Origin of the sequence: Methanohalophilus sp. (genome assembly GCF_030156785.1) — an archaeon.
In the GTDB taxonomy this organism is placed as follows: domain Archaea; phylum Halobacteriota; class Methanosarcinia; order Methanosarcinales; family Methanosarcinaceae; genus Methanohalophilus.
The window spans coordinates 22,650-41,298 of sequence record NZ_JASGLW010000001.1 but is presented as its reverse complement, the minus strand read 5'-3'; the positions used below and the strand labels follow the sequence as shown (position 1 = coordinate 41,298).

Annotated in this window: 19 protein-coding genes, 1 tRNA gene and 1 pseudogene; 6 read left to right on the top strand and 15 right to left on the bottom strand. The window is 41.4% G+C overall.

The features are described 5' to 3' along the window. Positions 1 to 61: 61 nt before the first annotated feature. The 4 genes from pylD to pylSc are packed head-to-tail and all read right to left on the bottom strand — an operon-like array spanning position 62 to position 4,213. On the bottom strand, positions 62 to 841 hold the full coding sequence (pylD, locus tag PWQ49_RS00225) for a 3-methylornithyl-N6-L-lysine dehydrogenase PylD (protein WP_300606230.1): 780 nt from the start codon (positions 839 to 841) through the stop codon (positions 62 to 64). Between the two features lie 13 nt (positions 842 to 854). Continuing rightward, complete coding sequence (gene pylC / locus PWQ49_RS00220) at positions 855 to 1,934, bottom strand: 3-methylornithine--L-lysine ligase PylC (RefSeq protein WP_300606227.1); 1,080 nt, start codon at positions 1,932 to 1,934, stop codon at positions 855 to 857. Between the two features lies 1 nt (position 1,935). Further along, entirely contained in the window at positions 1,936 to 2,988 is a 1,053-nt protein-coding gene (pylB, locus tag PWQ49_RS00215; RefSeq protein ID WP_300606224.1) for a methylornithine synthase PylB, read from the bottom strand. 4 nt (positions 2,989 to 2,992) lie between these two features. Next, positions 2,993 to 4,213, bottom strand: a complete 1,221-nt coding sequence (gene pylSc / locus PWQ49_RS00210) for a pyrrolysine--tRNA(Pyl) ligase large subunit (protein WP_300606222.1) — start codon at positions 4,211 to 4,213, stop codon at positions 2,993 to 2,995. A 321-nt stretch (positions 4,214 to 4,534) separates the two neighbouring features. Here pylSc and cobD point away from each other — a divergent pair, with 321 nt between their 5' ends. Next, positions 4,535 to 6,037, top strand: coding sequence for a threonine-phosphate decarboxylase CobD (gene cobD / locus PWQ49_RS00205; RefSeq protein ID WP_300606219.1), 1,503 nt, complete (start codon positions 4,535 to 4,537; stop codon positions 6,035 to 6,037). On the opposite strand, the gene PWQ49_RS00200 is transcribed toward cobD, so the two are convergent. Then, entirely contained in the window at positions 6,030 to 6,713 is a 684-nt protein-coding gene (locus PWQ49_RS00200; RefSeq protein ID WP_300606216.1) for a DUF5591 domain-containing protein, read from the bottom strand. The genes cobD and PWQ49_RS00200 overlap by 8 nt on opposite strands. Positions 6,714 to 6,834: 121 nt before the next feature. On the opposite strand from PWQ49_RS00200, the gene PWQ49_RS00195 reads away from it, so the two are divergent. Further along, the gene (locus PWQ49_RS00195; protein WP_300606213.1) at positions 6,835 to 7,209 is read left to right on the top strand and encodes a helix-turn-helix domain-containing protein; all 375 of its coding nucleotides are present in this window, start codon (positions 6,835 to 6,837) and stop codon (positions 7,207 to 7,209) included. A 192-nt stretch (positions 7,210 to 7,401) separates the two neighbouring features. Here the strand turns inward: PWQ49_RS00195 and PWQ49_RS00190 are convergent, their stop codons facing one another. The 3 genes from PWQ49_RS00190 to PWQ49_RS00180 are packed head-to-tail and all read right to left on the bottom strand — an operon-like array spanning position 7,402 to position 9,488. Next, a complete protein-coding gene (locus PWQ49_RS00190) occupies positions 7,402 to 8,574 on the bottom strand; it encodes an aminotransferase class I/II-fold pyridoxal phosphate-dependent enzyme (protein ID WP_300606211.1) in 1,173 nt (390 codons plus the stop codon). Positions 8,575 to 8,592: 18 nt separating this feature from the next. Next, complete coding sequence (locus PWQ49_RS00185; protein WP_300606208.1) at positions 8,593 to 9,084, bottom strand: Lrp/AsnC family transcriptional regulator; 492 nt, start codon at positions 9,082 to 9,084, stop codon at positions 8,593 to 8,595. A 26-nt stretch (positions 9,085 to 9,110) separates the two neighbouring features. Next, positions 9,111 to 9,488, bottom strand: coding sequence for a 30S ribosomal protein S8e (locus PWQ49_RS00180; protein WP_300606205.1), 378 nt, complete (start codon positions 9,486 to 9,488; stop codon positions 9,111 to 9,113). A gap of 143 nt (positions 9,489 to 9,631) precedes the next feature. Between PWQ49_RS00180 and rnz the strand changes: the two genes are divergently transcribed. Continuing rightward, positions 9,632 to 10,552: a ribonuclease Z gene (gene rnz, locus PWQ49_RS00175; protein WP_300606202.1), complete on the top strand. Its 921-nt coding sequence runs from the start codon at positions 9,632 to 9,634 to the stop codon at positions 10,550 to 10,552. 642 nt (positions 10,553 to 11,194) lie between these two features. Here the strand turns inward: rnz and PWQ49_RS00170 are convergent. Together PWQ49_RS00170 and PWQ49_RS00165 are read right to left on the bottom strand one after the other, a co-directional pair. Further along, positions 11,195 to 11,494: a hypothetical protein gene (locus PWQ49_RS00170; RefSeq protein WP_300606200.1), complete on the bottom strand. Its 300-nt coding sequence runs from the start codon at positions 11,492 to 11,494 to the stop codon at positions 11,195 to 11,197. A 22-nt stretch (positions 11,495 to 11,516) separates the two neighbouring features. Continuing rightward, positions 11,517 to 12,623: an AAA family ATPase gene (locus PWQ49_RS00165; RefSeq protein ID WP_300606197.1), complete on the bottom strand. Its 1,107-nt coding sequence runs from the start codon at positions 12,621 to 12,623 to the stop codon at positions 11,517 to 11,519. A 227-nt stretch (positions 12,624 to 12,850) separates the two neighbouring features. Between PWQ49_RS00165 and PWQ49_RS00160 the strand changes: the two genes are divergently transcribed. Next, on the top strand, positions 12,851 to 13,219 hold the full coding sequence (locus PWQ49_RS00160; protein ID WP_300606194.1) for a response regulator: 369 nt from the start codon (positions 12,851 to 12,853) through the stop codon (positions 13,217 to 13,219). A 417-nt stretch (positions 13,220 to 13,636) separates the two neighbouring features. Here the strand turns inward: PWQ49_RS00160 and PWQ49_RS00155 are convergent, their stop codons facing one another. Both PWQ49_RS00155 and PWQ49_RS00150 read right to left on the bottom strand, forming a co-directional pair. Then, positions 13,637 to 15,271, bottom strand: a complete 1,635-nt coding sequence (locus tag PWQ49_RS00155) for a hypothetical protein (protein WP_300606191.1) — start codon at positions 15,269 to 15,271, stop codon at positions 13,637 to 13,639. Between the two features lie 224 nt (positions 15,272 to 15,495). After that, a pseudogene (locus tag PWQ49_RS00150) lies at positions 15,496 to 15,693 on the bottom strand (hypothetical protein); the annotation flags it as partial. Between the two features lie 207 nt (positions 15,694 to 15,900). Here PWQ49_RS00150 and PWQ49_RS00145 point away from each other — a divergent pair. Both PWQ49_RS00145 and PWQ49_RS00140 read left to right on the top strand, forming a co-directional pair. Continuing rightward, positions 15,901 to 16,677 (top strand): sulfide-dependent adenosine diphosphate thiazole synthase, encoded by a 777-nt coding sequence (locus tag PWQ49_RS00145; RefSeq protein WP_300606187.1) that lies wholly within the window; start codon positions 15,901 to 15,903, stop codon positions 16,675 to 16,677. A 67-nt stretch (positions 16,678 to 16,744) separates the two neighbouring features. Next, positions 16,745 to 16,819 (top strand) — tRNA-His (locus PWQ49_RS00140). 44 nt (positions 16,820 to 16,863) lie between these two features. Here the strand turns inward: PWQ49_RS00140 and PWQ49_RS00135 are convergent. From PWQ49_RS00135 to PWQ49_RS00125, 3 genes are read right to left on the bottom strand one after another with little or no spacing between them, the layout of a single operon-like run. After that, positions 16,864 to 17,259 (bottom strand): DUF356 domain-containing protein, encoded by a 396-nt coding sequence (locus tag PWQ49_RS00135; RefSeq protein ID WP_300606699.1) that lies wholly within the window; start codon positions 17,257 to 17,259, stop codon positions 16,864 to 16,866. 39 nt (positions 17,260 to 17,298) lie between these two features. Continuing rightward, entirely contained in the window at positions 17,299 to 18,111 is an 813-nt protein-coding gene (gene proC, locus PWQ49_RS00130; protein WP_300606184.1) for a pyrroline-5-carboxylate reductase, read from the bottom strand. A 14-nt stretch (positions 18,112 to 18,125) separates the two neighbouring features. After that, on the bottom strand, positions 18,126 to 18,614 hold the full coding sequence (locus PWQ49_RS00125) for a multiprotein bridging factor aMBF1 (RefSeq protein ID WP_300606181.1): 489 nt from the start codon (positions 18,612 to 18,614) through the stop codon (positions 18,126 to 18,128). Positions 18,615 to 18,649 lie beyond the last annotated feature (35 nt).

Genomic DNA, 18,649 nt, shown 5'->3' with positions numbered 1-18,649 from the left:
GCATATATATACCTTTTCATATTAAAAATGCATAGTCAATGACGTCTACTAATACCGTTATTTAGATCACTGAATATAGCATTGCAGCTACCCCGATTACAAGGGGTTCCATGACAAGGTCGACACCCTTCCTTCTTCCAATTTCTTCCGGCAGCCCACATGGAATGCCGGGAGTGGAAACAAGACACCTTTCTGCAACCATCCCTTCGGAAATTGTGTTTGGATTAGGAGTTGCTTCAAGAACCATAGAGAATTTTCTTGTACCATCACATCTGTAAGGTATTACCCCAAGCTCTTTTTTCGCCTTCTCCATGATTTTTTTGTCTGGGTCACATGCATATACAGTAAACCCCTTGTTCACCAGATGCTCGGCTCCAGCATAGCCTACCTTACCCATCCCAATTACGAGTATTTCTTTTGAATCGGCATGAATATACCTAGAGGCAATTTCAGCATATATAACACCTGTACAAACGTGGTTTGTGGCAATTTTCCCGTTACGAAGATTATGGGCAATAAAAATATGATCGTCAGCCATGAGAATTATGTCGGCTTTTCCAGTGATTGCTTCGTAGTAACCAGTGATATCCGGGTGTTTTGTGATGAAACCGTCCATTCCAAAATAATCAGTAATGGCCAGCAATGATGCTGAAAAGTTACTGATAATTCCGTTTCCTGAGGTAATCGGTATTATGCCAATTCTCTCATTTCCAGGATTTGTTCCGTAAATGGCATGGCAGATTTCCGCAATGTCCATGCCTGTATTCTTCTTTATAATCTCATTGTTGTGGTTGAGTTTATCCAGAAGGTTTTCCAAATCTTCCGGTGTAAGTAATGCCATATCTTATCCTCCTTTACTTATCCATATCTTTCCTGATGATCTTAATTGCTTCATTGTGAACATTCTCGACTTGCTTTGAGGAATAACCTGTGCAAATCAGGGTGTAAATTGTGTGTTTTCCGGTTGATTTGAAGATCTCAATATTATCACCTTCAAAAAGAGGGAAATAATCTTCACCTTCCGAAAACAAATGTTCTCCTGTAGGTCTCAGGCTTTTGCCGTTAACCATCAGGTGTTCGTAAATACAATGTTTAAGAATCTGAGGTTTAACATCGGGTACTTTCGCGCAGAACGCATCCATCAGCCAGGTTAGTAGGTTAATTCCGCTACTATGGTAGACAACTGTTGGAGTCTGGCTTGGAAATCTGGCATCAATTTCGATTACACGAATGCCTGATGGTGAAGCTATTGCTTCCACGTCCATTATTCCTTTCAGGTTCAGATTGCTGGCAAGCCGGTAACTGATGTCTCTGAACTCTTCATCGGTATTCATCGGGGTTACTTTGTAACAATCATACACGTCATCAATATGTACCTGAGTCTGCTGACCAATTGCATACTTGTCTCCGTATCCTACAACTTCAAGGGATATTACGGAGCCAGTCAGGTATTCCTCTACGAGCATTTCAGGCCCAATTTGTGCCAGCTCTTCCTCGGTTTCAATTATTCTTGCTCCAATGCTGCTGCTCATGCATGGAGGTTTGACAAAATACGGGGGTTTTGAAGGTTTGTCGCATGGAGTCGGAACACCTATGGAAGCAAAGTATTCCTTTGATCGTTTTTTGTCCATGCTCACATGGTATGCCTCAAAATCAAATAGTAAGGGACATTCAAGTTCCTGAACAATTCTTTTCAGGAAAAGAAGGGTGTCCAGATTTTCGTTCGTAGGAATGATGGCAGAAACTTCCCGGGAAAGTTCTATGAGGCGAGATGGCTCTTTTGTTATATCAAAACAGAATGTGTAATCTACGACATTACGTATTAAAGCTCGGGGATTTTTGTCCACCAGAACAACTTCCATTCCGGCTTTGTGAGCAAGGTAGGCTACTTCGAAGCCCTGCAGCTTGCCCCCTATCAGACATATTGTATTCATTCTACCGGCTCAGTATCATGTTGAAATCTTCCTGTTTCGCAGGCTCCATTCCCATGGATTCAAGTCTCTTTATCACACTATGTACATCCCTATCCCTCTTCGCGAGGTTTCTGTCGTAATTAACAACACCTTCAAGGGATGATCCCGAAGGTATGATGGAGGTTACAACATTTGCTCCGGCATTGAGGCGGTGAACCATTCCGTCAATCCCTTCCAGATCAAGCGATGCAGGAATCAGACGGTTTGGGAACATAAGCCTTAAAATGGCGATTATTTTCAGTTCGGATTTGCTTGAACCCGGCACCATTTTTCCAAATGGAGTGCCTTCCTGCGGAACAAATGTCATGACCCTAACCATATCTGGATCTGATTTCTCCAGTCCCTTTAAGGATTTGAAAGTAGATTCTTTGTCTGGTTCGACTTCTGTCAGTATCCCGTCTTCAATACACATTCCGGCTTTACGTGCATAATTCCGGCAATTGACACGTTTTTCAAATGATTGACCAACCCTTAGCCTTGCAAATAGTGCGGGGTCATAGGTTTCCTGATAAAGGGCAAGAAAGTTTGCACCATTTCTCCTCAATTCTTCAAGGACTTTATCCTCAACAACTCCCGGAGATATCATTATTGGAAGACCCAGAATTTCCTTTACTCTCCTGACGACTTCCACAAGCCTTTCCGGATGGTTGTGATAATAGGGATCTTCTCCCATGGTAAGATCCACCATGTGAATGGGATCTCCCTTAAGAGCCTCGCACACCTTTTCGATTTCGTCAGGTGTCAAGCGATACCTATTGATGTCGTTTTTACAGTGATAATAGCAGAATGCACAATTATTTTTGCAGTAAGTGGAAAAATAGACAAAACTGTACAGGAAAACCTTGTTCCCGAAATAGTGGTTTCTTATTGATCTTGCAATAGAATAAAGTTTTTCTAAGATTTCATCATCTTCAATATTAAGCAGATCCCGGATATTATCATCTGACAGCTTTTGCCCATTAATGATGGATTCTGCAAAATTGTCAAGTTCTTCCCGACTCATGTCCTTTAACATTTGATTACCTCAGGTTCAGGTTAATTCCGTTATAATATGTTTCAGATCTGCTCCCACGCTTGATGTTACTGTAATTATGCTTGACCTTAAGCAACCTCTCCAATCCAAATCCAGCTCCCATCCAGGGTTTGTTAATTCCCCAGTCAATATCCATGTCTATAGGACCTATAACAGCCGAGGAAAGCTCAAGATCCCCGTGCATGATATCAATTGTGTCTCCGTATACCATGCAGCTGTCCCCTTCGATATCATAATCTATTCCAAGGAACCCAAGTAATTCATCAATGATTGCTATCAGATTCTCATGGTTGCATCCTGATCCCATCTGGCAGAAATTAAGCATGGTAAACTCTTCCAGATGAGCACTGCCATCTGATTCCTTCCTATAGCATGTTCCGATTTCGAATATCCGTACCGGATCCGGAAGAATCTTGTCGAATTTGCGTAGGTAGTTGTATAATCCTGGTGCCAGCATTGGGCGCAGGCAAAGCTTGTTATCTACACGAAAAATCTGTTTTGAGAGAGGAATATCTTTTGTAATTCCCATCCTCTCAATATACTCCTCTGGTATCAGTATAGATGTCCTTACCTCCATAAATCCGCGCTCAACAAAAAACATGCTTAGTTTGCGTTCAAGTTGTGCAAGACCATGTTCCCTATTTTCTTCGTACATCTTTCTGAGATCTTCCCTTCGCTTTTTGACGAGGATGGATTCAAGTTCCTTGAATTCCGGAAGTTTCTCAATAAAAGACAAATCATCTGCCGGAGTCAGAAGGGCTTTAATTCGTTCCTTTTGCGAATCAGTATATGGAATTCTTTTTATACCCTTCTTTTCAGTAGTTGGTGCAATAGCAACTGAACCAGTATTTGTATGTACTACTGATTTGACAACTGTTGAAGCTGGCTTAGTTTTCTTTTTTGGTGCAGAAGTTGAAGATATAACGCGAGCGTCTCTATTTTTACTAAAATCCTTTTTGACAAAACGAGTAATGAGCTCTTCAGAAGGTTTGCAGTGTTTACATGCCTTACGATACTTATTGTACCTGAGCATTCTTGCACCGCGACTCCTGCGCGAATTTCGGACGGTAATTGTTTTTCCACAATCAGTTGTAATATGTATGAACTTCGTAGACACTTTGAAATCCCTGATACTATGAAGTAAGCCATTGCGTGATATCCATACTCCATTGGCTTCGATTAATGCATCCAGGGTTTTTCTTTCCATAGTATATTGCTCCGACTACAGAGGGTAAGATTTCCAGCTACAAGTCTTGGTGTGTCTACTTCTGCATCATTTTTGTGCCATCTCGATTTTCTTGGCGGAAACCCCGGGAATCTAACCCGGCTGAATGGATCTAGAGTCCATTTGATCTACCTGATCAGGTTTCCATGACGGCTGTTTTATCTTGAAGGATATATTTAAGATTATGGGTTTTGATTTTTCATATCCAATCAAACTAAATACATATATATATTAAACATAAAAGGAACAACTAAAAGTTGCTTTAAAAACGATCAGTTCTTGTTTAAAATAAGGAACAATGACATGGATGAGGATCTTCTCATGCTCCCACTTAAAGAAAATATACTTGCTCTTACACCTCCTTCACATGGAGGGCTTATACGACATGCATCCCAACTATACTCAATTCCTGAAGATGAAATCTTGGATATGAGTGCAAGTCTTAATCCACTTGGCACTCCTTTTGATCATCCAGAATATGGTATGGACCTTGACTCTATTATTGCAAGATCATTTGAGAGAATTGGGCAGTATCCTGATAATCGTTATATTGAGTTCAGGGAAGCTGCAGCAGAATTTGTAGGTAATGGAGTAACAAGAGACTGTATTATTCCAGGGAATGGTTCCACGGAAATCATCAGATTAGTTGCAGAATGTATTCTTGGTCCCAATGATTCGGTAATTATTCCCACGCCCACATTTGCAGAATACGGACAGCAATGCAGTATTACAGGAGCGAAAGTACTATCTTATCCTGTTGATGATATACTCAACATACCCGATGAAATGCTTGCGAAAGCTAAGATTGTTTTTGTATGTAATCCCAATAATCCCACCGGTAAACTGATTCCTTCCGAAAGCATACTTGAATTTGCTTCCAGATGCGAGGCAAATGAAACGCTTCTATACGTTGACGAAGCGTTCATTGAGCTTTCTGATATTTCACAAACAGTCGTTGGTGAAGTTCCAAATTCAAATTACCTTTTTGTAATGCGATCCCTTACCAAATGCTTTGCAATTCCCGGAATTCGCATGGGTTTTGGGGTTGCTTCGAAGGAAATGGCAGATCTTCTCAATGCAGCAAGATTATCCTGGAACATGGGAGCATTTGCGGAAGAAATGAGTTGTACTCTGCTGAGGATGGAAGGAGGTATTAAGAGTCCTTATCTCATGCGTTCAAGGGCATTTGTGGATATGGCACGCACATATCTTGCAGACCGTCTGTCGGATATTTACGGATTTATTCCTCTCCCCAGTGAAGCGAATTATATACTTGTGGACATTTCCAATCTTCTGATTGATTCAACAGAATTGAGCACTCGACTAGCTTCTCATGGTATTTTGGTCCGTGATTGCAGTTCTTTCCCAACCATGGGAGGAAATTATATACGAATTGCAGTACGTCCTCCTGAAGAAACCGATAGGCTGCTTTATGCCATAGGTGAAGTGCTTACAGAATCAGGAAAAGAATATGGCGCAGGAAAAATTCGTGAGAACATAGCGATTGCATCATCCGGAAAAAAAGCAGTGAGAAACACCTGTAATTATTATCCCTGCCACCTTCATGGGCAGGATTGCACATTCTGCTTCTGTCCCTTTTACCCATGCAAGGAGGTAAAAACCGGAGGAAAATGGATTGAAAGCACAACCGGCACCGAAGTCTGGAGCTGTGAAGACTGCACTATAATACACGAGCCAGAAACCGCTCAAAAAATACTTGAGATTCTAATGGAAGATGGTGGCTTGAAAGAAAGCCTGAAGAAAGCATGGGATGAGGTAATAGCACCTGTTTTGGACATCAAATAAGATACCAATCGTTATCGTTTTCCGAAAGTTCTGGATTAATTCCAACTTTTCTCTTTGGTAAATCCAATGCATTGGTTATGGCATCGGAAAAATCCTGCAAGTAGTCTAACTGACTCAAACTTCCATAAATAAAACGTTTGTTGGGTTTGATATTTTTCTCAAGAGTTTCCGGCTTTGGTACAATTGTTACGTCAATATCAACCATTTCAACAGCTTTTTCCATTGCTGTTCGAAAGTCACCTATACAATATGCCACTCTGTGTTCGTAGTTATCTCTTGTTTTTTCCAGATATCGTGAAAGCCGTTGGCTTTCCATTTTTATGAAATCCCTTTTTATGCTGGCAACATTGCACTTCCCCAATATAAATTTGTAAGCAGTAAAAGGGTACTCCGTATCGATTTCCCGTGGAGTAATTCCACATGTTCCAAAAACCACCACGTGAACATCTTCAGGCTTAAGGATGCCAAATATTATTCGATCATACATTTTGTGAGATGGGCTTGTATGATATGGTTTTCTTTTAGAGCATGGGACAAAAACAGCTATTTTCCTGATAGGTGCTTCATATTCGGAAAGTACCCATTCGTTTGCTTTAATCATATCCGGATGATAGATCACTCTTTCTGTATCCATTGGTTCATCTGTACGCTCATCTTCAGGAATAATCATTGGCATCTGCTGCGAGGTTCTGATAAATTATATATATAATTAACGAATAGATGGTTGTGGTTTTGCGAAAACTCTGCACTACAACACAAATAATATTACAATCGTTCTGACAAAACGGAGACTTTTCATGAATGCTTCAATTTCAGAGATGCTCAGGGCTAATTGCGAGTGTGAAGACGTAACTAAATGCATTCTGGGACTTAAAGATCTTGATCTTCAGGCTTACAAGATTCTGCTGGCTAATGGTTCAATGACTGCTGAAGTTCTCGGACAGCATTTATCACGAGAACGAAGTACAGCCTATCGTTCTCTCCAAAATCTTATTTCCTGCGGCCTTGTTTTCCGTGAGGCAAAAACAATTGAAACTGGTGGATACTATTATGAATATGTGGCAGTAGACCCATCTGAAGTTAAAAAAATGGTTCAGGAAAGCATAGATAAGTGGTACCAAAAAGTTAGTTCTCTGATTCAGAATATGGATAAAGAATTTATAAAAGAGTGAAGTGGATACAGTTTGATACAAGGGTAACAATAATTTCTTTTACATCATTAAATATCCATATATGTCTTTATGTGGGATGTGTAGTGGTATACTAACATAAAGCAGCAGTACGAATGAAAGCTTTTACAATTGCTTTTTCAGTATGTTGTGAGATGCTTGGAATCGTTTAAGCCACTGACAGAAAAGAAATACTCACAGCCTGTTCAAAAAAGCTTCAATTCTCTCAAGAGCTTCCTTGATATCTTCCCTTGAAGCAGCATACGCACACCTCAAAAAACCTGTTCCTGCCTTTCCAAAAACATCTCCGGGTATTGTTACAACTTTCTGCTCCTCAAGTAGTCTCTGAGCAAATTGCTCGGAAGTCAGTCCTGTTGCAGCAATGGACGGAAATGCGTAGAAAGCACCGCCCGGGTTAAAACAGTCAAGACCTATATTGTTGAAGCCTTTGACAATGAGCCTGCGACGGCGGTTGTACTCGTTAACCATTGCCTGCACTTCGCTCTCACCGTTACGAAGAGCTTCAATACCTCCTACCTGTGCGGTTACCGGGGCACACAACATTGTGTATTGATGGATGCGCATCATTGCATTCAGAAGTGGTTCTGGAGCTAAAATATAACCAAGCCGGAAACCCGTCATAGAGTATGCTTTGGAGAATCCGTTGAGTACGATAGTCCGCTCTCTCATGCCGTCAAGAGCAGCTATAGAGCAATGTTTTCCTGTGTATGTGAGCCTTTCATACACTTCATCTGTTATCACCACAAGATCATGCTTTTCTGCAACCTTTGCGATGGTCTCCAGTTCATCCCTCGGCATTATGGCACCGGTGGGATTATTAGGATAGTTGATTATGATTGCCTTGGTACGGGCAGTAATTCGTTTTTCAATCTCTTCCGCTTTAACTCTGAAATCATCCTCACGGGTTGTAGGAACAGGCACAGCCTTGCCTCCTGCAAGGACAATTGAAGGTATGTAGGCAACATATGTTGGTTCGGTGACGATTACTTCATCCCCTATGTCAACAATAGAGCGGATTGCAAGGTCAAGAGCCTCGCTGACACCACTGGTAACTAGGATTTCGGATTCCGGGTTGTAATAAAGATCCTGTCTTCGGGTATAGTTGCGTGAAATTTCTTCCCGTAGCTCAATCAGGCCGGAATTTGAAGTGTAGGAAGTTTCTCCATGTTCAAGTGAATGAATGCAGGCTTCCCTAATATGCCACGGAGAAACATAGTCTGGTTCCCCTACGCCAAGGGAGATTATCTCTTCATTGTCGGAAACCAAATCAAAAAAACGACGAATCCCAGAAGGCGGCACATTCTTAACTTTTTCTGCCACAAAACGACAATCTTCCATTCTTTCCATAACGCATTCTCCTCAACGTTATGGAGATACTGGCAGCCTCTTGGCATGTTCAGGTTCTTCAAGAATAAGGCCGTCTTCCTTGTATGTTTTAAGAACAAAGTGTGTAGAAGTACTTTGTACCTGTTCGAGGGTAGCAATCTTTTCCGCGACAAAGAAAGCTACCTGTTTCATAGTCTTTCCGCGGATTGTAAGAACAATGTCGTGTTCGCCGGAAAGAAGTCTTACAGACCGAACTTCGGGGAATTTGTACAGTCTCTCTGCGATAGCATCATAACCCTGCCTGCGCTCAAGACTGACTTTAAGCTCAATGATAGCATATACATAATCTTCCCCGGCAAGTTCCCAGTCAATTACTGTTTTATACCTGCGGATAATGCCAACTTTTTCGAGGTGGCGAATGCTATCTTCCACTTCCTTTGAAGGCATGTCAACGAGGGCTGAAATCTCTTCGGGAGTTGCCCTTGCATTATTTTCCAGTATTTCCAGAATATCCCGGGTTTTGCTGTCCATTATGCCGACCTTACAGCTTGAATGATTCATTCTATGAGAACTGCGTTAACCACTCCATCCTGTCCGGGGCGACTGGTTACTTTTGCATTCCCTGCGCTTGTCTGGATAACTGAACCGCGAGTAAGGATATTACGTCTGACGTAGTGAACATTTGCTTCATTTTCCACAACGTTTTCAATGGATACAACTGTTGTCTTACCGGTTGCTGGATCTGTAACATTTGCTGTGTTGCACTGGAGAAGTTTGACCTTGCGGTTTCCTCCGCGTGTCTTGGTGTTCTTTCTCTTTGTCTCTGCGACATGCGGCTCTGCAGCTTCCCTTCCAATATGACATTTAAGTTTTCCATGTGAGCTTTTTCTCTTTCCACCGGTTGCGGTCCTTCTTGATTTTCCCTGATACTTCATATTAAATCCTCATAATAATGATTTTGAGATAATCCAGTTTATATGGGCACTCCTTACATGTAGGATTGTATATGAATCTTTCGAATCATACTCTTTTTTGGGTGGATAATCAATAAATAAGTTTTCACACTTATCTATCAGATATGCTTCGTGTAACTTTTCTTGGCACAGGTGGTGCACTTCCGACTAAAACGCGGAATCCTTCTTCGATTATGCTAAACCGAGATGGGGAGTTATTGCTATTTGATTGTGGGGAAGGGGCCCAGCAGCAGATGATGCGTGCAAAAACTGGAATGATGGCGATATCCTCTATATTCATAACTCATTTCCATGCTGATCATGTACTGGGAATTCCAGGGCTTTTGCAGACACTTTCTTTCCATGGAAGAGAAGAACCTCTTGATATCTATGGCCCGATGTGGATAGAAGATTTCACTCGCCTTGTTATTGCTCTTGGTTATTGCAAATTGAAATTCGAAGTCCGTGCACACGTGTTAATTCCCGGCGAAGCGGTAGAAATGGATGATTATTTCATAATGACTGCAAAAGGGATACATAGTGTTCCCTCTCTTGCGTATGCATTTGTGGAAAAACCACGTCCAGGGCGGTTTGACAGGGACAGAGCAATTGAATTGGGTGTACCTGTAGGACCTCTCTTTTCAAAATTGCACAGAGGTGAATCTGTGGAAATTGACGGTAAGGTTATCCATCCGGAAGATGTTGTCGGAGCACCACGTGCTGGTAGAAAAATAGTGTACAGTGGTGATACAAGACCTTGTGCTGAGATCATCGAATTAAGTCGTGATGCTGATCTCCTTATCCACGATGCTACTCTGGCAGAAGATAAACTGGAGTGGGCAAAAGAGTCTTTACATTCGACTGCAAGGGAAGCAGCGGAAGTCGCTCAGGAAGCAAATGTATCCCGATTGATCCTAACCCACATAAGTTCCAGGTATAGTGATGATCCATCTGTTCTTCTTGAGGAAGCAAAAGCAGTATTTGAAAATGTGGAAATTGCTTCCGATCTTTTAGAGCTTGAAATTCCATTTATGGATAAAAATTAATTTTCCGGTATATATTTAAACACTTATATCGCCTGCGTATAGACGGTCTGTGGTATAAATTAGACGGAAATACACAAAATAGAGCATATTGTAGATCCCTAGAGATATCAATGAATATAACGCAATCATTGAAAAAGTGGCACCATTAAAAGATCTTAGTCAACACTTAAGCAGGGTAATTGCAGAAAAATGAATCTGTCTCTTGCTTTTCAGGTACCTGGAAACATATCCCATATAATGCTACCCGGAACAAGGGACTTATCCCTCCGTCACTCGCCGCAGGTAAAAAATAGGAATCAATGTTTATCCTGCCATTGAAGCGCTTCATCTATGGGAAAATCTGATAATCAATGGAAATAATTAATAGAGAGTGGTATGAACTTATCCACGTATCCTGTTTACAAGATTGAGCCGGAAGTTCTTCCACCTAATTTTTTTGTTTATTCAACAAATTCTGGAATCATTAACGTCCGAGAAGTTTTTGAAATGGATAAATAAGAGAGATTTATCCAGGTCCAATAGATCAAATTAATGTATTTGACACCCATTGTTTTGATGTAATTCTGGAGACAAGATAATCTAACATTCAGTGCAAACACGTAAAAAGAGCTACGAATATAAAATTGAATGGATTTATGGTTTTCAGTAAAGATTTATATTCTGCTGTGGTTGGGTGCCTCTTGAAATATAGGTCCAGTCAATTTTATTATCATTTTCGTCCATAAGCTGGATTTCAGCCCCCATTTCATCAAGTTCGTGAGGAAGCTCCAGTACCTTCAGATAAAGGGTGTCACCGACTTGCAAGTTATTTTCCGGTGATACTCTTGCAAAATAGACTATTCCCTTGGTAACTTCTTCTTGTACAGTAACACCTTTCCATTTGAGAGTATCGATTATATTAATGACTTTACATTTAAAACGGTCAGAAGGATCAATGTCCATTTACAACATCCTCCATTACTGGTTAAACATACATTGTGCTGTCTTTTTCCTGCTTTGGCACAACTTTTGTAATTGCTTCTTCAAAGAATCTTTCGGGTACTTCTTCAAGATCTTCCATTATTGCCCGATGCAGGGCATTCTTAAGTATCTTCTCAACAAGATCCCTTCCTGAAAATCCCTTTGTTTTTGTGGCAAGGTTAGATGTATCTGGATTTGCAGGCAACGGGAATGTTTTCAAATTGTTGATTATAATAGCTTCTCTTTCTTCTTTATTGGGTAGTACAAACTCAATTTCTTCCTCAAAACGGCTTCTTATGGCTGCATCAAGTACTTCGGGACGATTTGTAGCACAAATTGTACAGACACCTTTTCTCTCGTCTATTCCATCCATTTCAGTAAGAAGGGCGTTCACAACTTCAGATACATCTCCTCTTAATTCCTGATGTCTGCGATCTAATGCGATAGCATCCAGTTCATCAATAAAAACAATGCATGGGGAAAGATCTGCTGCCTTCTCATAAAGCTGGTGAATCTGTCTTGATCCTTCTCCAACAAATTCGCCGATTAGCTGGGTTGCTTTGATTGGTATTAGGGGTACCTTTGAATGGTTTGCCAGCGCTTTTGAAAGCATGGTTTTCCCGGTTCCCGAAGGTCCAAAAAAAAGTATGTTCTTAGGTGCCCACTTCCCAAACAACTCCGGCTTTTCCAAATATCTCTCTACAAGCTTACATTTTTGCCTTGCAAGCGTCTGCCCGATGACATCATCAAAACTCACATTGGTATTATATTCGATCTTCGGAGATTCTGGCAAATCTTCATTCACTATAAACGATGTAAACTGGCCAATAATAGATTCAGGTGGTTGTACATCAATGATACGATATGCAAAATCAGGATACATGCGATGGTCAAAAAGATAATCTCCGACTCTTGCAATATACCCGTTCCATTGTTGTCTTGCATAGCATTCAAAGACTTCCGGGTTTTCAACCTGTGGGTAATCGTCTACGATTCCACACATAGGGTATCCGGCGGGTTTGATAATTACAATATCAGCAGGTGCACCTTCTGTTCCTGAAGGTGTATCTCTTTTTTTTTGTGGGTTAGAACGCTGGGCAGATCGAATCATTTGTGGTTACCGTTTTGTTTTCGTTAAAAAATGGTTGTTTGAAGACTAATTATAGTTAACCCTTCTTTGAAGTCTTTCTTTAGAAGAGTTCAAAGCAAGTAAATATACTTTCCATATATGACCTTAACGGAGGAACTTTATGAATCATATTTGAGTAATCCTAATTTTCCAATATCTTTTTGCAACAGTTAGTTTAATAAATGACTACTAATATTGAGGTATAAATAATGGTAACTGTAATGGTTGTCGAGGACAATCCTATGAATATGGAGCTCACTGTAGATCTCCTTCAATCCGACGGCTATGATGTACTGCAGGCAGAAGATGGACCGATGGCACTAGATCTGCTTAAGGAAAATAAAGTCGACTTAATATTATTGGATATACAGCTTCCGGTGATGGATGGGCTTGAACTCCTCGACAAGCTCAAGAAATCGAGCCAAACTAAAGACATTCCAGTAATAGCGCTGACTGCCTATTCCATGCGGGGAGACAAAGATAAATTCATCAATGCTGGTTGTAGTGGTTACATTTCAAAACCAATTGATATATCCGAATTCAGGAATGCAGTGGCCAGTTATGTAAACAACAAATGATATTCACGATCTTTCCCCATGCATTGTTTTTATGTGTGTTTTGTCAATAGGGAAATGATTGTAATTTTAATAGCTAATAGCAATTGCTATTTGTCAGGTGGATTTATGAACCAATTCCTTCATGATTCCACACCCAAACTATCCCTGACCCGATCTTTCACCCTCCTAGTCTCTTCCTCGACGCAATCCCGCCTTCGCCGGACATTCAGATGAAAAACTCCTGAATAGCGGAAGTGTCCAGACTCCCCTGCTTTAGTTCAGCAAAGATTGCTTTCTCCTTCCTGAAATACGAGCGGACTTCTTCAGCGGATAACATACAGTGGAGTCACATGAGTCCTATTAAGTGAACATTACGGAGTATCCAGATGTCTTTTATCGCTTATTCGACCTTGGGAAATAAGTTCAAACCAGGGTTTCTCAATACCCAAGCGCCATCCGAATAAGCACGATCAGCCCCACAAAGAGGTTGAGCACGACAAGGCCACCGATCACCATGACACCTAGCTTGATCTTTCCGGTATCCATGTCCATGAAGGATAGGGCGTTCTGGACTGAATCCATGGTATCATTTGCCTTTGAAAGTGTTTCCTGTGTCTCGGTCAGATTCGCATTCAGGTTATCAAGAAGCTCATCGATGCGTGGCTGCTCCTCTGTCCTGACGTTCTTCAGTACTCCGTGGAGCTCATCCAACGTCTTCGGGATGATCCCCGGCTCTTCCTCCCACTTGTTTGCCAGCAGTTCGTACTTTCTTTCCATCTTCAGGGATTGCCTGTAGTAGAATGTCTTCTGGGCTTTTAGCAGGTCGTAGTTCCTCTGATAACCATCGAATTTTGTGCTCAGTGATGCAGATATTCTGGCACCGTGGGGTTGCATTGTGAGCATTGAACGTTTAGCAGTTCTGGCAAAGGACCTGTTGAGCTTTGTCGTTGTTTCCATGGTAGCCTTTGCCGCCGGGGCTGCAGTTGTGTAAGCGGACTTAGTAGAACGTATCTTATGTTCCTCAACAGCCACGCCCTTTGTGATCTCCCTGTCAATATAAGTTCCGATATCACTCTCTGCTTTTTTGATGAAATGATTGTCAGTTATTCTTTCGTGTCTAATATCCGCAACCGGCTTTTCAGTGTTTTCCTGAGTATCTCCACGAACAATGTCTTCCTTGTGGGGTCTTTCCGTCACGATTTCACCGAAGTTTCCGGTATAGCTTCCTTCATGTACGACATCCCCTGCACTGATGTTTGCTCCGGCTATACCTATGGACCCCATGTTTATGTCAAACTTTTTTTCAGGGAACTGCTCGATGACACTTGCAAGCTGAGAAGTGACCGCATCCTTCCTTGTGATCAGACCCTGGTAATACAACTTGTCCTTTTTGAGCATTTCCAGATGCTGCTGTATCTCAGGACTTAGGTCAGCTATTGCGATCGGGATCTTCTTTTTGGTAACAAAAAGTTTCTTGACTTCCTGAAGGACCTCCTCGCTGACCTCCAGGTTGTTATCAAGGGAATCCAGTATGTCCTCGATCATCGGCTGCTCGATGGTATTGAACCGCTCAAGTGATTCTTTGGCATTGTAGATGGTATTTGAAAGTACACCCGGTTCCTGATAGAAGATGTCATGGATCTCTTTCCTGACAGCAGCAAGCCTTGCCATGATCTGGAATTTTTTAATGACATCCTGCATATCGGACAGCATATCCCAGAAATCAAAGCTGAAATCTGTAACGTCATCAACTCCCATTTCGGAAAGCTTGTTCAAAAGGCGGGTCTCTTCCTGACGGAGTGCATTCAGCCTTTCCTTTTCTTCATCCCAGAGATCATCTTCATCTCTGGGTGTCATTCTTGTTATTACCAGCAACTCTTCTGCTTCCCTAAGCGTTGATTCGAGTTGCTCCCCAACAGCTTCAAGTGTAGAACCAATGACTGCGATCGCCATCCCTGCCTGTTCTGCTGCATCGCCGGCCGATTCTGCAGCATTACCTGCCTGATAAATAGCTTTTCCTATGGTGTATAGACCGCCTGTACAAACACCTGCAACAACATCAAGCCATCCCATTATATTTTCCTCCCCGTTTCAAGTACATCTATGGAATATGACAAGAATATCCTGTAAAATTTACAAATTGAAGCGATGCACTAAAGCAACTTCAAGGCACTCGCCATAATTCCTTATCAGTCCTTTATATATTCTTTCATTTTATAAAGAATGTTGCCATGTATTCATGATGACTGTGGATCCAGTACTCAACAAATGTTCCAAAAAAGAAGGAAGGATGCAATCCCACTTGTAAAGCCAATTGAATCGAAACCATTAACTTCAACTGAGTCTCCATTCTTGTAAAATGGATCCAAGGTCTTCTTAAAAATAAGATCAAGTATGGAGGAGTATTTATAACAGTATAGTGAAAAGTGTGAATATCGTGTTACTTGCAAGACTATATCGATAAATTTTAAGTACTTGTTCGAAAAGCCATTAATTAAATCGCAGATTTAATAGGAAGTCCCGATTTTCAGTATAGAACAAAACACTATCATCTCCTTGCGTTTTTGGTACAAAAAAACACAGGAAGCATATTCTTATAAGTAGGATTTACAAATAGGATTTCTACAGAGCCGTTTTTCCAAAATACTTTTAACTGCTCATAACCCTATGAATAGTCGTCCTTATTCATCCGAGGTGTAAAAATGGGACTTGATGAAGTTATAATTACAAAAGCAATTGTTGAAGAATTTACTCAAGCATTCCTTAAGTATTCTGAAGTTGATGTTGCCTTGGTGGGCGGAGGCCCGGCTAACCTTGTAGCTGCCAAACATCTTGCCGAAAGAGGCATTAAAACTGCTCTTTTTGAGAAAAAATTATCAGTGGGTGGTGGAATGTGGGGTGGTGGAATGATGTTCCCCAGAATTGTTGTTCAGGAAGAAGCCAGGCATATCCTAGATGATTTCGGAATATCTTACCGTGAATATCAGGAAGGTTATTATGTTGCAAACTCCGTTGAATCTGTGGGTAAACTTATTAGTGGTGCAACCTCAGCAGGAGCCGAATTTTTTAATCTTGTAAATGCTGAGGACGTAATGATAAGGGATGATGATACTATATGTGGTCTTGTTATCAACTGGACTCCGGTTTCTATTGGAGGATTCCATGTTGATCCTCTTACCGTAAAGGCAAAAGTTATCATCGATGGTACCGGTCATGAAGCTGCTGTTTGTAATACCGTCCAGCGTAAGATTCCGACTGCATTTGGTGGAAAAAAAATTGTTGGTGAAAAGCCACTTTGTGCTGAAAGCGGTGAACGTCTTGTTGTGAAAAACACGTTAGAGGTTTATCCCGGCCTAATTGTATCAGGAATGGCTGCAAATGCTTTTGCAGGATCTCCCAGAATGGGTCCTGTATTTGGGGGCATGCTCCTATCCGGTGAAAAAGCCGCAGAGCTTGCAATATCAAAACTGAAATCATGAGAGATATCTTTATATAAGAGCAATGTATCTATAAGGTGCTTCCAGTATGAGGCACTATATTTATTGTGCCGGGGTAGGGTAGCGGTTATCCTGTAGCCCTGTGGAGGCTACGATCCGAGTTCGATTCTCGGTCCCGGCCCCATTCCTCTTATTTTTATGCTTTTTTTACAACAAGAAGGTCTGGAATTAAGCTGAAACTTCCATTTCTGATTCCATTTCGAATTCCGGATAAATGTCCACACATTCCATTAGCTCATTGTACGGTGAATGTCTTGGACTCACAATAACGATGTGCGCAGGAGGATGTATTTTTCTCAGTTTACTAATAGCTGCACCAGCATTGTTTTCAAGTTCCACAAGAGCGGCAACTTTACAAGGGGTGCGTAATGGCACACCAACTACCCTTACAAGTAAATTGTCTGCGTATGATGGTTCTATACGCCTTGGTTTTGCGCTAAACCGCATACTTCCGTAATGTTCCATATCGTGTAGTGCAATTTTAACTTTTGTTCTGTCTTTTCCCCTGACAATAGCAAAAGATTTCAGAATCCCACCCCTGTTTTTGCGATGATATATATTCATTATCACTATATCAAGTTTTGCAAAAAATCAAAAGATAGCTTATTTACCAAGCTCTTTCGAACGCTCAGAGGATTTGATTACTGCATCCATGAACGCTGAACGAATGCCATTTTGCTCAAGTACGTGCATAGCACGGATGGTTGTTCCTGCCGGTGATGTAACCATGTCCTTGAGCTCTCCGGGATGCATCCCTGTTTCAAGAACCATTTTTGCAGCACCAAGTACCGTCTGAGCTGCCAGCTTGAGAGCATTTTCCCTATCAAGCCCCTCATATACTGCACCATCTGCAAGAGCTTCAATTACAGGAAATATGTATGCAGGTCCACTCCCGGAAAGGCCGGTGACTGCATCCATCAGATGCTCCGGAACAAGCGTGGCAACTCCTAAACAGTTGAAAATTTCCATTGCAATTTCGGCATCATTCACCGACGCATTTTTTCCAGTGCAAATTGCAGATGCAGCTTCTCCCACGGTTGCTGCAATGTTTGGCATCACTCTGATAACATGACGATCCTCATCTAGTTCTGCTTCAATAGCCTCTGTAGTTATGCCGGCAGCAATAGATATCAATAATTTGTTTTCAAGATATGGATTAATATCCCTCAACACAGTTTTGATGACTTGTGGTTTAACAGCAATAATCACTATATTGCAGTGAGATGCAATATCTGCGTTCTCTGTGGAAATGTTAATTCCCAGCTCATCACGAAGACTATTTAATGACGGTTCGTAGACATCACTTGCATAGACATCTTCCGGATTGGAGAGCCCTGCTGCTAGGATCCCTCTGAGCAGACTTTGTCCCATCTTCCCTGTGCCAATTATCCCAATTTTCTTGCTCTTGATGTCCATTATATTCCCTGCTTTCATTTCTTTTTAATAGTAACTATATCCCCAAGAGTCGTATTACTCCGAAATCCATCTGCTTGCCAGTCGTCTCCACTTACTCTTTCCATTAGTTTTACGTCAAGAGTATGTTCCAGTTTTTTGCGAACTGAATCTTCCGGGACAATTTCCCCTCTCTCAATTTTCTTTATCAGAGATGCTTTTTCTTTTATCTTTGATGCAAGCACTTCTTGCGTCCAACCGCGTTTTTCTCTTGCTTCCTTAATAATGTGCTCATATCCATCTACAAGCTCATCATTAAGTTCTGCAAAGGGATCTTTCTTGGGACGGGGGCGGGAAGTTTGCCGGGATCGTATTGGTACAGGGGCATTTTTCTTTGATACAGGTGTTCTTGCTTTTATGGCAGTACCATATTGTGAACACCGTGCGCATACGTTTAGTTCACTTCCTTCAACTGTAACTTTGAAAGGTTTGCCTCTTATATCTGTGCCACATATTTCACATTGCATAATAAGGATCCTCCCTGACCCGGCGTACCTGCCAC